The sequence below is a fragment of the Caballeronia sp. ATUFL_F1_KS4A genome, assembly GCF_023630905.1.
GTDB lineage: Bacteria > Pseudomonadota > Gammaproteobacteria > Burkholderiales > Burkholderiaceae > Caballeronia > Caballeronia zhejiangensis.
On sequence record NZ_JALQEB010000037.1, the window covers coordinates 66227 to 80372 of the forward strand.

15 protein-coding genes are annotated in these 14146 nt (G+C 63.6%); 6 read left to right on the top strand and 9 right to left on the bottom strand.

Annotated elements, in window-relative coordinates:
- Window positions 1–15 precede the first annotated feature (15 nt).
- From NCS03_RS23905 to NCS03_RS23915, 3 genes are all read left to right on the top strand, one after another.
- A complete protein-coding gene (locus NCS03_RS23905) occupies window positions 16–1674 on the top strand; it encodes a GMC family oxidoreductase (protein ID WP_250441169.1) in 1659 nt (552 codons plus the stop codon).
- 158 nt (window positions 1675–1832) lie between these two features.
- A complete protein-coding gene (locus NCS03_RS23910; protein WP_033535896.1) occupies window positions 1833–2753 on the top strand; it encodes a LysR substrate-binding domain-containing protein in 921 nt (306 codons plus the stop codon).
- 11 nt (window positions 2754–2764) lie between these two features.
- Entirely contained in the window at window positions 2765–3646 is an 882-nt protein-coding gene (locus NCS03_RS23915; protein ID WP_250529933.1) for a LysR substrate-binding domain-containing protein, read from the top strand.
- 22 nt (window positions 3647–3668) lie between these two features.
- On the opposite strand, the gene NCS03_RS23920 is transcribed toward NCS03_RS23915, so the two are convergent.
- From NCS03_RS23920 to fae, 6 genes are all read right to left on the bottom strand, one after another.
- Window positions 3669–4019, bottom strand: a complete 351-nt coding sequence (locus tag NCS03_RS23920) for an STY0301 family protein (RefSeq protein WP_250529934.1) — start codon at window positions 4017–4019, stop codon at window positions 3669–3671.
- Entirely contained in the window at window positions 4006–4263 is a 258-nt protein-coding gene (locus NCS03_RS23925; RefSeq protein WP_284504156.1) for a BPSL0067 family protein, read from the bottom strand. The genes NCS03_RS23920 and NCS03_RS23925 overlap by 14 nt, the downstream gene beginning before the upstream one ends.
- 389 nt (window positions 4264–4652) lie before the next feature.
- Window positions 4653–6023 carry an MFS transporter gene (locus NCS03_RS23930; protein ID WP_250529935.1) on the bottom strand — a complete coding sequence of 457 codons (1371 nt, stop codon included), beginning with the start codon at window positions 6021–6023 and terminating at the stop codon, window positions 4653–4655.
- A 106-nt stretch (window positions 6024–6129) separates the two neighbouring features.
- Entirely contained in the window at window positions 6130–7569 is a 1440-nt protein-coding gene (locus NCS03_RS23935; RefSeq protein WP_250529936.1) for an NAD-dependent succinate-semialdehyde dehydrogenase, read from the bottom strand.
- Window positions 7566–8603 (bottom strand): aldo/keto reductase, encoded by a 1038-nt coding sequence (locus NCS03_RS23940; RefSeq protein WP_250529937.1) that lies wholly within the window; start codon window positions 8601–8603, stop codon window positions 7566–7568. Before NCS03_RS23940 ends, NCS03_RS23935 begins: the two co-directional genes overlap by 4 nt.
- A gap of 13 nt (window positions 8604–8616) precedes the next feature.
- A complete protein-coding gene (fae, locus tag NCS03_RS23945; protein WP_008347281.1) occupies window positions 8617–9126 on the bottom strand; it encodes a formaldehyde-activating enzyme in 510 nt (169 codons plus the stop codon).
- Between the two features lie 248 nt (window positions 9127–9374).
- Here fae and NCS03_RS23950 point away from each other — a divergent pair, with 248 nt between their 5' ends.
- From NCS03_RS23950 to NCS03_RS23960, 3 genes are all read left to right on the top strand, one after another.
- Window positions 9375–10064 (top strand): 4'-phosphopantetheinyl transferase family protein, encoded by a 690-nt coding sequence (locus tag NCS03_RS23950; RefSeq protein WP_085955306.1) that lies wholly within the window; start codon window positions 9375–9377, stop codon window positions 10062–10064.
- Between the two features lie 52 nt (window positions 10065–10116).
- Window positions 10117–10872 carry a phosphatase PAP2 family protein gene (locus NCS03_RS23955; protein ID WP_250529938.1) on the top strand — a complete coding sequence of 252 codons (756 nt, stop codon included), beginning with the start codon at window positions 10117–10119 and terminating at the stop codon, window positions 10870–10872.
- Between the two features lie 64 nt (window positions 10873–10936).
- On the top strand, window positions 10937–11260 hold the full coding sequence (locus NCS03_RS23960) for an outer membrane protein assembly factor BamE (RefSeq protein ID WP_008347287.1): 324 nt from the start codon (window positions 10937–10939) through the stop codon (window positions 11258–11260).
- Between the two features lie 66 nt (window positions 11261–11326).
- Here NCS03_RS23960 and NCS03_RS23965 read toward each other — a convergent pair whose 3' ends face one another.
- From NCS03_RS23965 to NCS03_RS23975, 3 genes are read right to left on the bottom strand one after another with little or no spacing between them, the layout of a single operon-like run.
- On the bottom strand, window positions 11327–12187 hold the full coding sequence (locus NCS03_RS23965; RefSeq protein ID WP_008347288.1) for an ABC transporter permease: 861 nt from the start codon (window positions 12185–12187) through the stop codon (window positions 11327–11329).
- 23 nt (window positions 12188–12210) lie between these two features.
- Window positions 12211–12999 carry an ABC transporter ATP-binding protein gene (locus NCS03_RS23970; RefSeq protein ID WP_008347290.1) on the bottom strand — a complete coding sequence of 263 codons (789 nt, stop codon included), beginning with the start codon at window positions 12997–12999 and terminating at the stop codon, window positions 12211–12213.
- A gap of 10 nt (window positions 13000–13009) precedes the next feature.
- Entirely contained in the window at window positions 13010–14026 is a 1017-nt protein-coding gene (locus NCS03_RS23975) for an ABC transporter substrate-binding protein (RefSeq protein WP_008347292.1), read from the bottom strand.
- Window positions 14027–14146 lie beyond the last annotated feature (120 nt).

Consider the following 14146-nt stretch of genomic DNA (forward strand, 5'->3'; position numbering starts at 1 on the left):
GGAAAAGCAGAAAACATGGAATTCGATTACATCATCGTAGGTGCGGGATCGGCGGGCTGCGTGCTCGCCAATCGTCTCACCGAGTCCGGCGAGCATTCGGTGCTGCTGCTCGAAGCGGGCGGCAAGGACGATTCGTTCTGGTTCAAGGTGCCGGTCGGCTTCACGAAGACCTACTACAACCCGCAATACAACTGGATGTACTACAGCGAGCCGGAAGCGCAACTGAAGGACCGCTCGCTGTATTGCCCGCGCGGCAAGGTGCAGGGCGGCTCCGGCTCGATCAACGCGATGATCTACGTGCGCGGCCAGCCGCACGATTTCGACGACTGGGCGCGCGCCGGCAACGCGGGCTGGGGCTATCGGGACGTGCTGCCGTATTTCCGCCGCCTCGAATCGCACTGGGCCGGCGACACGCCGTATCACGGCGCGAACGGCAAGATCAGCATTTCGTCGATGAAAGAGGGCGCGCACGCGATCTGCGGCACGTTCCTCGAAGGTGCGCGGCAAGCGGGCTTTCCCGTGACCGGCGACATCAACGGCCCCGATTACGAAGGCGCGACCGTGTATGACATCAACGCGCGCAATGGCGAGCGTTCGTCGAGCAGCTTCGAGTATCTGCATCCGGTGCTCGGGCGCAAGAATCTGCGCGTGGAGCGCAATGTCAGCGTGAGCCGCGTGACGTTCGACGGCAAGCGCGCGACCGGCGTCATCGCCACGCGCAACGGCGAATCGCTGCAGTTCCGTGCGAAGCGCGAGGTGATTCTGTCGGCGGGCGCGGTCGATACGCCGAAGCTCATGCAGCTTTCCGGTCTCGGCGACGCGGCGCTGCTCGCGAACCACGGCATTCCGGTCGTGCACGAGTTGCCGGCGGTCGGCAAGAATCTGCAGGATCACTTGTGCGTGAGCTTCTACTATCGCGCGACGGTGCCGACGCTGAACGACGAACTCTCCTCGCTCTTCGGCAAGGTCAAGGCGGCGATGCGGTATCTGACATCGCGCAAGGGCCCGCTCTCGATGAGCGTGAACCAGTCGGGCGGCTTCTTCAAAGGCGATGACGACGAGAAAGAGCCGAACCTGCAGCTCTATTTCAATCCGCTTTCCTATCGGATTCCGAAGAGCAGCAAGGCGCAGCTCGAACCCGAGCCGTATTCGGGCTTCCTGCTGTGCTTCAATCCGTGCCGTCCGACGAGCCGCGGATCGATCGAAATCGCGTCGAACCGCGTGGAAGATGCCGCGAAGATCAGCATCAACGCGCTGACGACGCCGAAGGACATCCGCGAAGCGGTGCAGGGCAGCAAGCTCGTGCGCAAGATCATGAGTTCGGCCGCGCTGCAGGCGATTACGGCAGAAGAGATTTCGCCGGGACCGCAAGTCGAAAGCGATGCCGACATGCTCGAGTATTTCCGCGAGCAGTCGGGCTCGATCTATCACCTGTGCGGTTCCTGCGCGATGGGACCGGACGCGCGCACCGCGGTCGTCGACGAGCGCCTGCGCGTGCATGGCATGCAAGGCTTGCGCATCGTCGATGCGTCGATCTTTCCGAACATCACGTCGGGCAATCTCAACGCGCCGGTGATGATGGTCGCGGAGAAAGGCGCGGACATGATTCTCGACGATGCCCGCACGGTCATCGAACAGGTGTCGGCGCCTGCGGAGCCTGCCGCGATCGCGTGATGCACGCGGGCGCGAGACATGAAACGTCTTCGCGCCCCGAAGCGGCATAATTTGCCTCGATTCGTAAAATGTCGCCCAAGAGCGATACGTTCCGGCGCGGATACGTGTTCAATGCGCCCGTCGAACGCCAGGAAGAGGAGACGGAATTGAAGCGAAAAATGCCTGCCCTGAATGCGCTCAGGGCTTTCGAAGTCGCCGGGCACACCGGCAGCTTCACGCGCGCGGCGGAAATGCTGCATGTGACGCAAAGCGCGGTGAGCCGGCAGGTGCGTCAGCTCGAAACGCAGCTCGGCGAACCGCTGCTGTTGCGCCGCCATCATTATCTGGAGTTGTCGGCGACGGGGCGGCTCTTGCTGCAGGCGCTCAGAATGTCGTTCGATCGCATCGAACTCACGGTGCGCAGCATTCAGGAAAAGACTCATCTGACGCGCTTGCGCGTCAATGCGCCGCCTACCTTCGCGCGCCGCTGGCTGATGCCGCGGCTGCAATCGCTGCGCGCCGCCGCGCCGGAACTCGAAATCACGCTGACTACGCGCCTGAAGGACGATCTCGTCGAATCGGGCGCACTCGACTGCGCCATCCGCTTCGGCAATGGCGAATGGGACGGCCTCGACAATGAGTTGCTGATGAACGAGCGGCATATCGCCGTGTGCTCGCCCGCGCTGCTCGCCGAGTGCGATACGACCGGCATCGATCTGAACGCGTTCACGCTGCTGCATGTGCTCGCGGCGAGCGATCAGCGCTATCTGACGTGGCAGCACTGGCTCAAGGCGGCGAACATCGACAATGTCGATACGCGCGGCGGCTACGAGTTCGATCTGCTCGACAACGCGATTCGCGCGGCCACCGACGGCCTCGGCGTCACGATCGCCGATCGCCACATGATCGGGCACGAGTTGCGGCAGGGGACGCTCGTGCCGATCGTCGATGTCGAAGTGGACGGGCATCAGTCTTACTGGCTTGTGACGCGCACCGGCCAGGACGACGCGCCGCAAGTCGCGCTGTTTCGTGAATGGCTGCGCGGCGAGATCGGGAAACAGACGCAGGCGCTCGGCGGCAAGCGTAGCGCGTTCGTCTGAAGGAGCCGACCGTGCGGCGCTTGCCATCTCTGACCGCGTTGCGCTTTTTCGAGGAAAGCGCGCGCCATATGAGCTTCAACAAGTCGGCGGCGGCGTTGTGCGTGACGCCGGGCGCGGTCAGCCGTCAAATTCGCCTGCTCGAAGATGCGCTCGGCACGAAGCTTTTCGATCGCGATCACAAGGGCATCCGGCTCACGAAGCAGGGCGCCGAATTGCTTGCTTGCCTGTCGGAGGCGTTCGATTCGATCGAGCGCGTCACGCGTTCGCTTTCCAACGTGCAACGCAGCGAGCGCAAGCGTCTGACCGTGATCGCGCCGCCGACTTTCGCGACGCGCTGGCTCTCGCCGCGACTGGGTTCGCTAATGGACGCCGTGCCCGACATCGATCTCTCCGTTCGCACCGATGCCGTCGAAGACCGTCAGTGCAGCATTCGCTTCGGATACGAGGCGCGGGCGGATCATCGGTCGGAGCTGCTGTTCATCGAGCGGCATGTGCTCGTCGGCGCGATGAAGTTGGCGGGGCAGCCGGTCGAAGCGCTGCTGAAGCGGCTGCCCGCGCTGCATGTGCTGCACAACGATGCGCGGCTCACGCTCTGGCCCAACTGGCTCGATGCCGCCGGTTTGCCGCGCGCGTTCGGCGAGAACGGCATCGAGTTCTCGACACTCGATCAGGCGATTCACGCGGCGCGCGCGGGATCGGGGCTGGCGGTCGTCGATCGCAACATGATCGCGGATGAACTGCATGACGGGTCGCTGGTTCTGCTGTCGCCGGTGGAGGCGACAGGGCCTTACGGATATTGGCTGGATATCGCGCCTTCGTTCGCCGGGGCGGATTCCGTGCAGGCGTTCGCGGAATGGCTGCGCGGGGAGGGAGCGAAGGCGGCGCGGGATTGAGTGCGCGGCCTTCGCCTTTGCGTTACTTGCAATCGAGTTCGGCGGATCCTGGCTTGTCGATCCGATATCGGCACTCATCGACTCGCTTCTCAAGGGTGAAGTCCCGCGTTTCCTTGTTGGCGTAGACGCACTGAACGGTCACTGAGCGGCCGTGATCGTAGACGTAGCCGAGTTTCCAATAGCCCCGCTTGGCATCGCCATGATCCGCAATGAGCCGGACGTGTTCTTCCGGCTTTCCGTCGAAGGCCGCGACGTATTGGAGATGCGTGCCCGGCAACGCAGGACACGCGATCGCTTCCGCCTTCGCGCGTCCGCTGACGCTTGCGGCGAGGAGCAATGTCGTCAGACAGGCGAGCGTCTTACTCGACGACATAGAATTTGTCTCCGTTGTTGACGTCGGAGCCTTGGCCCCAGCGCAAGATGCGCGGTCCAATGGGCTTGGGCGGATGCGCGTATTGGTCATATACCGTTACGCCGACGGGACTCTGACTGACATAGATTGCAGCGTGCCCGTGGAAGTGTCGGTGATTGTCGAATGTGGCGATGACGGTCCCCTCAACGATGTGCGGGTTGTTTTTAACAGCAGCTCCTTTTTTCCATGCAATCGTGGCCGGCAGCGACGGACATACTTGCTTGACATAGGAGACGCATCCGCCGCAATAGTCCGGGTGGCCAGTGCGACCATCGGGTGGCGCATCGTCGTAAGGACCGTGTGCGGATCATGGGGCGCATACCCAAGTGTTCAGCCGCGCCGAGGGTGAGTTCTTGTAGTTTGAACTGATATAGCTCATGGCGAAAACGATCGAGATGTTCAGAATGACGAGACTGTCAAATGACAGGAAAATCTCTGTCGGCAATGACGCGAGTCAACGTCCCGCTTCGCGCCTTGTCCTCTCGGCGCTCACCTCAAAGGTAACAACTATGTCGGACGGCCTCGACGCGTTTATTCCGAATCTGCCATGAAACGCGGCAACGTTTCCGTTGCCGCGCGTTACTGCACTTGGTCTCACCCCCCACTCGCCTCACTCAACGTCAGATGCTTCGTCTCCGGCGCCCACGCGATCGACACGATCATCCCGACGAGCAACACCGCCGCAAGCGCGAGCATCGTCATCTGCACGCCGGCCTGCGCGATCCCGATAGGCAAAAGAAACGTCCCCACCGCCGATCCCAACCTGCTGCACGCGATCGACAGTCCCACACCGCACGCCCGCGCCTCGGTCGGAAAGCACTCCGGCGGAAACACGCCGACGAGATTCGAGAATGCCGACATCGTCAGCGTGAAGACGCCGAACGCAACGATCATCCCCACATTCGCCGACGACGGCAGCACGCTCAACGCAAACAGCGACAGGCAGCACACCGCGAACGACCCGATCAGGAACGAGCGCCGCGACAGCTTGATGGTCAGCCAGATGCCGATCAGCGCACCGAGCACGAGAAAGCCATTGAGCAGCAGATCGGCGCCCGATCCTTCGGGCAGACGGATCGCCGTGAGAATGCTCGGCAGGAACGTGTAGATCGCAAAGTACGGAATCACGAGGCACACGAAAAACGCGCAATTGAAGACCGTGCGGCGAATCAGATCCGGCTTGAAGAGCCGCGCGAAGCCGCCCTTGCCCGCGAAATGCTCGCCCGTATCGGCTTCGAGCGTGACGTTCGGGCCGAAGTGCTTGCGCACGATCCGCATCGCTTCATCGACGCGGCCTTTGCCGAGCAGCCAGCGCGGCGATTCCGGCGTGCCCACGCGCATGATGAGCACCAGAAACGCCGGCACGCCGGCGGAGGCCAGCAGCCAGCGCCACGCATCGGGCGTCGCGTCGGCGTAATGCATGCCGAGCACGTTCGCGATCACATAGCCGATCGTCCAGATCACGCTGAACGAGCCGAGCAGCACGCCGCGATGCTTGCGCGGCGAGAACTCCGCGAGAATCGCATGACCGACCGCGAAATCGCCGCCCATGCCGAAGCCGATCAGCACGCGCAAGCCGACGAGCATCGCGGGCGTCGTCGCATAGAACTGCGCGAACGCGGCCGCCGTGATGATGATGAAGCTCAACAGGAAAATCTTCTGACGTCCGAGCTTGTCCGAAAGCCAGCCGAACACGAGACTGCCGAGAAAAATGCCGATCAGCGCGGATGAACCGAGCAGGCCCATCCAGAACGCGTCGAGCGGAATCTGTTTGTTGAGCGACGACAGCGCATAACCGATCGTGCCGAGCGCATAACCTTCGGTGAAGTGCGCGCCGAACGTGAGGCCCGCGATCTTGATGTGGAAACGGTTCAGCGGCACATCGTCGAGCGCGACGCGATTGCGCGTCGTATCGAAGGGCGCGGCGGCGCCCGGGGCGAGCGGCTGCGCGCTCAGGCTTTGCATGTCCAAGAGTATCTCCTCCACCTCGAGTGGAGCGGCGCGTCGACGCCGCAAGAAAACCGCGCACGCGATAGCGTTATGTTTCGTGCATGCGCGGTATGGCGATGATTCAGCGGCCGAGTCCGGCCATCATCATGTACTTGAGTTCCGTGTATTCATCGAGTCCGTACTTGGAACCTTCGCGGCCCAGTCCCGACTGCTTCACGCCGCCGAACGGCGCGACTTCCGTCGAGATGATGCCTTCGTTGATGCCGACCATGCCGCTCTCCAGCGCCTCCGCGACACGCCACGCGCGGCCCAGATCGCGCGTGTAGAAGTACGCGGAAAGGCCGTACGGCGTGTCGTTCGCGGCGGCGATGACGTCTTCTTCCGTCGCGAAGCGGAAGCACGCGGCGACCGGACCGAAGGTTTCCTCATCGGCGACGAGCATCGAAGGCGTGGCGTCCGCGAGCACCGTCGGCTCGTAGAACGTGCCGCCGAGCGCGTGCGGCTTGCCACCCGTCAGCACCTTCGCGCCTTTGCTCACGGCATCGGCGACATGGGCTTGCACCTTCGTCAGCGCGGCTTCGTTGATGAGCGGCCCCTGATCGAACTCGCCTTCGAGCCCGTTGCCGACGCGCAGCTTGTGCACCGCGCGCGTCAGCGTTTGCGTGAAGGCATCGTAGACGCCGTCCTGCACGTAGAAGCGGTTCACGCACACGCACGTCTGCCCGGTATTGCGGAACTTCGACGCGATCGCGCCTTGCACGGCGGCGTCGATATCGGCGTCGTCGAACACGATGAAGGGCGCGTTGCCGCCGAGTTCCAGCGACAGCTTCTTCAACGTATCCGCCGATTGCTTCGCGAGCAGCTTGCCGACGCGCGTCGAGCCGGTGAACGAGAGCTTGCGCACATCGGGCGATGCGGTCAGCGTCTCGCCGATGGCGACCACATCGCCCGACACGACGTTGAACACGCCTGCCGGAATGCCTGCTTGCTCCGCGAGCACCGCCAGCGCGAGCGCGGACAGCGGCGTTTCCTCGGACGGCTTCAGCACCATCGTGCAGCCCGCGGCCAGCGCGGGACCGGCTTTGCGCGTGATCATCGCGAGCGGGAAATTCCACGGCGTGATGGCGGCGACGACGCCGACCGGCTCGCGCGTCACGACGATCTTCGCGTTCGGCTTCGGACTCGGGATGATGTCGCCGTAGCTGCGCTTCGCTTCTTCCGCGAACCATTCGAAGAAACTCGCCGCGTACGCGACTTCACCGAGCGCTTCGGCAAGCGGCTTGCCTTTTTCGCGAGTCAGCAGTTCGGCGAGCGTGTTGCGATTGGCGAGCATCAGTTCGCCCCAACGCTTCACGCGCGCGCTGCGTTCCTTCGCGGTCAGCGCGCGCCATGCGGGGAAGGCGCGCTTCGCGGCATCGATCGCCTGCTGCGCTTCGGCACGACCGCCGCGCGCGACGTTCGCGATGGACTCGCCCGTCGCCGGATTGCGCACGGGATACGTGCCCGCGCTTTCGCGCCATGTGCCGTCGATGTAGTGATTCGTCCGCATCAGGTCGATCATGCCGCGCGCTCCATCGCTTGTTCGAACACACCTTGCGCCGCACGCGCCTCGCGCGCGATGCGCCGCCCCGCCGTGTAGTCGTTGATGAGATCGCACGGCGTGTAGTTGCGCTCCAGCTCGTGCAGTTCGTCGTCGTCGAGCTTCGTGTCCAGCGCGGCGAGCGCGCTGTCGAATTGCGCCGGCGAATCCGCGCCGACGAGCATCGACGCAATCCCGGGACGGCTCAACACCCACGCCTGCGCGATCTGCGCGGCCGGCACGCCGCGCCGCGCCGCGACGCGCGCGACCGATGCCGCGATGTCCTGCGACGCGCGATCGCCATACATTTGCGCGGTGAAGAAATCGGTCTGGTTGCGCGTGGATTTTGCGTCGGATGTGAGCAGGCCGCGCGCGAGCGGACTGAACACGGACACGCCGACGCCCTGATCGATGCAGTACGGAATCATCTCGCGCTCTTCCTCGCGATACGCGACGTTCAACTGCAACTGCATGTTGATCGGCTTGTGCCAGCCGTGGCGCTCGCACGCCTGCACGATCTTGGCGAACTGCCACGTATACATCGTCGATACGCCGATGTAACGCGCCTTGCCCGCGCGCACGATGTCGTCGAGCGCGTGCATCGTTTCTTCGACGGGCGTGTTCACGTCGAAGTAATGCAGCATGTAGATATCGACGTAGTCCATGCCGAGACGCTTCAGGGAGCCGTCGATGCCGTCCATGATGTGCTTGCGCGAGTGGCCGCCCGCGTTCGGATGGCTCGCCATGTCGTAGCCGACCTTCGTCGTCACGACGACTTCCTCGCGCGCAACGAGCCGCTTCAGAATGCGGCCGACGACTTCCTCGCCGACGCCCGTCGAATAGAAATCCGCCAGGTCGATGAAGTTCACGCCGTGGTCGAGCGCGTGCTTCACGATCGGCTCGCTTTGCGCTTCATCGAAAATCCACGGCTTCCATTGCGGCGTGCCCATGTTCATCGTGCCGAGGCACAGGCGCGAAACCTTCAGGCCGGACTGGCCGAGACGCACATATTCCATTGTCGAAAACTCCTTACTTCTTCGGCGTGTAGAACGGATTCGACACATCGCGCGCGGCCTTGAACACGGCTTCCTTGCGCGGCAGGCCTTCCATCGCGGCGATGATCGCGTTACGGCACGCGCGATAGTTGTTCTCGAATACGGCGTCGAGATCGTCGGTTTTCGGATTGACCCAGTTCGCCGACACGACGACCCAGTCGTTCTCCGCTTCCGGCGGCAGCGTGCCGTTTTCGAGCGATTCGGCGACCGCCTTCGCGATGCCCGCCTGCGATGCGCCCCACGTCGCGTTGCCGTGGAAATCGCCGTCGATCTGCGCCTTGTTGACATAGAGCGTGAGCGGCTTGGTCGGCACGCCCGGCTGCGCGATCACGACGAACGGCGCGTGCCCGGCGGACGGCGTCGCGAGCGCGGTCGCGAAAGCCTGACCGGCCGGGCCGTTGCGCGGGCCGACCAGCACGTTGATGTGCGCGAGATTGACGCCCGGCCCTTCGAAGCCTTCGCCGATGAACAGATTCTTTTCCATTGACTCCTTCCTTGTGTCCGCGTGATGTGTGCAGTTCAACCACCGTTGCGGTGGATGTGAGGCATTCTGCGGCGGGCGTCGCGCGGGGAGGAATCGACGATTTTTGAGGACCGGATTGATGAAAGCTCAACTCGGGAATCACCCGTAGGCGGGATAAGCGTCCCATAAGCTTCCAGCGCCCAAAATGTGAGTTTGTTCTGAATGCGGATTATTCCGGCGTGAGCGCGCCGCCGGGTCCGCTGACGCACATGTCTTCCATCGATCGCATCTCCCCGCTTCCCGTCACCGATGTCGCGTGGCGCTACTACGATCTCGCCAAATCGCGCGTGCAGATCCACGAAGCGCCCGCGCCCGGCGAAGTCTTTCTGTGGCTGGTGCCGAGCGAATTCCGCTTCGCATCGGCATCGAATATCGGGAACTGGCTCAGTCCCGCCGAACGAAAACGCACGCGGCTGCATCCGAATTCCGCGCTCGGGCGGCGCTTTTCCGTCGCGCGCGCGACCCTGCGGCTCGTGCTTTCGCACATGTTCCATTGCGAGCCACACGAAGTGGGCGTCGAGGACGAACCGGACGATCGCATCGTCGTGACGCATCCGCATGACGACGGCCCGGTTCACGTCGATGTCGCGTATTCGGGCATCTGGATCGTGGTCGCGGTGGCATCGGCGAGAATAGGGCTTGGCTTGACGGTCGAATCGACGGGCGCGCATGACGCTGCCGCCAGACAATCGATGTGGGACGAAGCGGCGCGCATCGGCAAGTCGCGTGCGCAGCGCGGCGACACAGACGCCGACACAGACGCCGACTGGCACGGACTCACCTTGCCGATGCCCGGCGGCATCTGCGGCGTGCTCGTCCTGGACAAGCCCGTCGCGCGCGTGCAGGCGTTCGGCTGGGAACGGCCGCTCGAAGCGGAGGGCAACGCAGCCGCGTCCTGAGCCCGCGAGCGCCGTGTAATCACGGATCGGGATCGGGAGAAAACAGGACATCATGGAATACACGGCGCTCGCACAACGCCACGCGGCCGCGATCATCGCGATCGCGCTCTTCGCCGGCCCGGCGCTCGCAGCGGTCGCGTGGGCCTTCGCCGCGCGCGGACGGCGCGCTTCCGGCGCGGCCGTCGCGGTTACGGCGGGCATCGTCAGCGCGACGGGCGCGGCGGTGTTCATCGCCATCGCGACGCGCATCGCGCATGGCACGGCGTTTTCATCGGCGGATCAGCGCATGGTCGACGCTCTGCGCGACGGCACGCCCGCATTCGCCGCGCGAGGATTCGCCGCGCTCACGCATCTCGGCGATCCCTGGTTCCTCACGCTGCTGTCGGCGCTCATGTGCGCGTGGCTGCTGCTGACGCGGCGCTTCGGTCTCGCTGTCTATTTCGCCGCGGTCACGAGCGCGGGCGGCCTGCTCAATCAGGCGCTCAAGTCGATGATGCGCCGCGACCGTCCCACCGGCGCGACCGTGCCGTTGCCCGAAAGCTTCGCGTTCCCGAGCGGACATACGTTCGGCTCGATCGTCTGCTACGGCATGTGCGCCTATGTGCTGCTGCGCCTCGCGCCGACGCGCCGCGATCCGCTCATCGTCGCGCTCGCGTGCTTCATCGTGCTGACGATCGGCGTGAGCCGCGTGGTGATGGGCGTGCATTTTCCCGGCGATGTGGCCGGCGGTTTCGCGTCGGGCGGCGCGTGGCTCGCCGCGTGCATCGGCGCGGCGGAATTCGTGCGGCGACGTAGCCGGACGCTTTAGGATTAGTTCGATTGTTCCGCGCATCCGTAGACGTTAGTTTCAGACCTTTTGCGAGGCTGAAACGATGCTCGAATCGAAAGCGTATGGCGCGGTGGCCATGGCCCTGGTGCTGATCGGTCTGAACGGATGTTCGGCCTTCGTCAAGGATCCCGATCCGCAGGAATACATGAGCCGCGTGAAGGTCGGCATGACGCGCGCGGAAGTCGAGGACAGCCTCGGTCCGCCTGACGGAAACTGGGGACCGTGGCATTCGCTGTGCACCGAATACGCGTTCAAGAAGCACGGCACCGACCGCTGGTCCGTGTATTACAACAATCAGAATCGCGTGGTCTATACGGAGCACGCGGGCTGCAACGTCAAGCGGGCGAAGGAAGTCGGCCTGCGCTGAACGCCAGAAAAGACAAACCCCACGCGCCGTGGGGTTTGTCGTTTTATGAGCCTGAAATTCGACGCGTCAGTTCGCCGTCGGCCGCCACTTCAACAGACGCTGCTCGACCGCCGTCAGCAGATAATCCGCCGCGAGCGCGACGACCGCGAGCACGATCATCGCCGCGAACACGCCGCTCGCGTTGAACGCGCCCTGCGCGGTCGAGATCAGCAAGCCGATGCCCTGCTTCGATCCGAGAAACTCGCCGACGACCGCGCCGACCAGCGCGAAGCCGAAGCTGACGTGCAGGCTCGCGAGAATCCACGAAAGCGCCGACGGAATCACGACCGAGGTCGTCACCTGGCGTCGCGATGCGCCGAGAATCTGCGCGTTCGCGATCATGTAACGGTCGGCTTCGCGCACGCCCTGGAACGCGTTCGCGAACACGACGAAAAACACCATCACGACGGCGAGCGCGACCTTCGACGCCATGCCGAGACCCAGCGCGATCACGAACACCGAGCCGAGCACGACGCGCGGAATCGAATTGGCGATCTTGATGTAGATGCTGAACACATCCGACAGCAGCTTGTTGCGGCCCAACACGATGCCGCAGAAAATGCCGCCGGCCGAACCGATCAGAAAGCCGAGAATCGTCTCTTCGAGCGTCACCCAGACTTGCGTGAGCAGCGGTCCTTGCGACGTGCCGTCGACGAACCATTCGACGATCTGATCGAAGATCGCGGACGGCATCGAGAAGAAGAACGGATCGATCCAGTGCAGGCGCGCCGAGAGTTCCCAGCCGCCGAGCACGAACACGAGCACCGCGATACGCAGCCCGATGACGAGCGCATTGCGCTGCCTGATGCGCTTTTGCGCTTCGCGTTCGACTTGCGCGAGCGTGCCGGGATCGATGCCCGAGGGCATCGTTTGTTGAGGCGTGGACATAGTGATGTTCCTATGAGGCGGGTTCAACCGATCTGCACTTCTTCGCGCAGGTCGTGCCAGATATCGCGCGAAATTTCGATGAAGCGCGGGTGATAGCGAATCTCCGACGTGATGCGCGGACGCGGCAGGTCGATCTCGTAGACCTTCTTGAGCGTCGCGGGGCGCGCGGTCAGCACGAACACGCGATCCGCGAGCGCGATCGCTTCTTCGAGATCGTGCGTGACGAACACGACCGAGCCCGCATTCGCCGACCAGAGCTGCAGCAATTCGTCCTGCATCAGCGTGCGCGTCTGCATGTCGAGCGCGGAGAACGGTTCGTCCATCAACAGGATTTCGGGCTTGTTGATGAACGTCTGCGCGAGCGCGACGCGCTTTCGCATGCCGCCCGACAACTGATGCGGATAGTGCTTGCCGAACTTGTCGAGACCGACGCGGCGCAGCCACGACTGCGCTTCGTCGTAAGCGGCGGACTTCGAGCGGCCGCGATACAGCGGGCCGGCTGCGACGTTGTCGAGCACCGAGCGCCAAGGAAACACGGCATCCGCCTGAAAGACGAAGCCGATGCGGGGATCGATGCCATCGACCGGCTGGCCCATCACGCGCACTTCGCCCGTCGTCGGCTTGAGCAGACCGGTAATCATGCTGAGCGTCGTGGATTTGCCGCAGCCGGTCGGCCCGACGATCGCGACGAATTCGCCCTTCGCGACCGACATGCTGAAATCGCGCAGCGCGACCGTCGCCTTGCCGTCCGGCGAGATGAAGCGGCACGATACGTGGCGCAGTTCGATCGCGGGTTGATTCGATTGATTCATCGTGAAAGCCTCACTTCGACGCGGTCGCCGTGCCCGACACGTACTCGTTCGAATACGTGCGCGCGAGATCGATATGCTTGCCCTTCACCGACGGATTGAACGCGGCGAGCACCTTCAGAACGGTTTCGGGACCGTCGGCGGGCATCTTGCCGTCCTTCGTGAACATCGGCAGCGAGGCTTTCAGCGCGCCCACGTACAGGTCCTTGTTTTTCGCGTAGTAGTCCTTCGGCATCTTCTCGGTGATTTCTTCGGCGCTATGCGTCGCGATGAAATTCAGCGTCTTCGCAAACGCGCGCGCGAGCTTCGCGGCTTCGGGCTTGTGCGCCTCGGCCCACGCGCGCTGCACGTAGAAGCTCGACGCCGGATACGTGCCGCCGAGCGCGGCGCGCGTGCCTTCGAGCGTGCGCATGTCGACGAGCACCTTCGCCTCGCCGGTCTTGAGCAACTGCGAGACGGTCGGCTCGGTCGTCATGCCCGCATCGATGCGCTCCTGCTTGATCGCTGCGATGAAGCTCGCGTCCGCGCCCACCGGCAGCAGCGTGTATTCCTTCGACGTGACGCCCGCGCGCTGCGCGAGATATTGCGTCAGAAAGCTCGTCGACGAGCCGAGGCCGGTCACGCCGAGCGTCTTGCCTTTCACGTCGGCCATGCTCTTGATCTTGTCGGCCTGCTTCGTCGAGACCAATTCGACTTCGCCCGGCACCTGACCGAAGATCACGAGCGCCTGGACTTCCTTGCCCTTGCTTTGCAGATCGATGGTGTGATCGTAGAAGCCGACGACGCCTTGCACCGCGCCGGCCAGCAATTCGTTCTCGGCATCGACGCCCGCGGGTTGCGACAGGATCTCGACGTCGAGCCCTTCGTCCTTGAAATAGCCGAGTTGCTCGGTGAGCTTCGCGGGCAGATAGATGATCTTGGTTGCGCCGCCGACCATGATCGAAATCTTTTCGGCGTGAGCGGATACGGAAGCGGCGGCGAGGGCGAAAGCGATACCGGACACAGCAGCGATCTGGCGCAGAGTACGCATCAGGAGTCTCCTTAATGTGGGCCGTGAAGTTGGGAATGGCCCGCTTTTTCAGTTGTGCGGCGATTATAGGAACGCGAAACCTTCTGCCAGCTTTCTGCGACGATGCGAAATCATGGGTGT

Coding starts and splice junctions, on each gene's coding strand:
- NCS03_RS23975 (WP_008347292.1), bottom strand. CDS start 14,026: ATGCGTACTCTGCGCCAGATCGCTGCTGTGTCCGGTATCGCTTTCGCC.
- NCS03_RS23955 (WP_250529938.1), top strand. CDS start 10,117: ATGGAATACACGGCGCTCGCACAACGCCACGCGGCCGCGATCATCGCG.
- NCS03_RS23905 (WP_250441169.1), top strand. CDS start 16: ATGGAATTCGATTACATCATCGTAGGTGCGGGATCGGCGGGCTGCGTG.
- NCS03_RS23965 (WP_008347288.1), bottom strand. CDS start 12,187: ATGTCCACGCCTCAACAAACGATGCCCTCGGGCATCGATCCCGGCACG.
- NCS03_RS23950 (WP_085955306.1), top strand. CDS start 9,375: ATGTCTTCCATCGATCGCATCTCCCCGCTTCCCGTCACCGATGTCGCG.
- NCS03_RS23930 (WP_250529935.1), bottom strand. CDS start 6,023: ATGCAAAGCCTGAGCGCGCAGCCGCTCGCCCCGGGCGCCGCCGCGCCC.
- NCS03_RS23940 (WP_250529937.1), bottom strand. CDS start 8,603: ATGGAATATGTGCGTCTCGGCCAGTCCGGCCTGAAGGTTTCGCGCCTG.
- fae (WP_008347281.1), bottom strand. CDS start 9,126: ATGGAAAAGAATCTGTTCATCGGCGAAGGCTTCGAAGGGCCGGGCGTC.
- NCS03_RS23910 (WP_033535896.1), top strand. CDS start 1,833: ATGCCTGCCCTGAATGCGCTCAGGGCTTTCGAAGTCGCCGGGCACACC.
- NCS03_RS23960 (WP_008347287.1), top strand. CDS start 10,937: ATGCTCGAATCGAAAGCGTATGGCGCGGTGGCCATGGCCCTGGTGCTG.
- NCS03_RS23920 (WP_250529934.1), bottom strand. CDS start 4,019: ATGTCGTCGAGTAAGACGCTCGCCTGTCTGACGACATTGCTCCTCGCC.
- NCS03_RS23935 (WP_250529936.1), bottom strand. CDS start 7,569: ATGATCGACCTGATGCGGACGAATCACTACATCGACGGCACATGGCGC.
- NCS03_RS23970 (WP_008347290.1), bottom strand. CDS start 12,999: ATGAATCAATCGAATCAACCCGCGATCGAACTGCGCCACGTATCGTGC.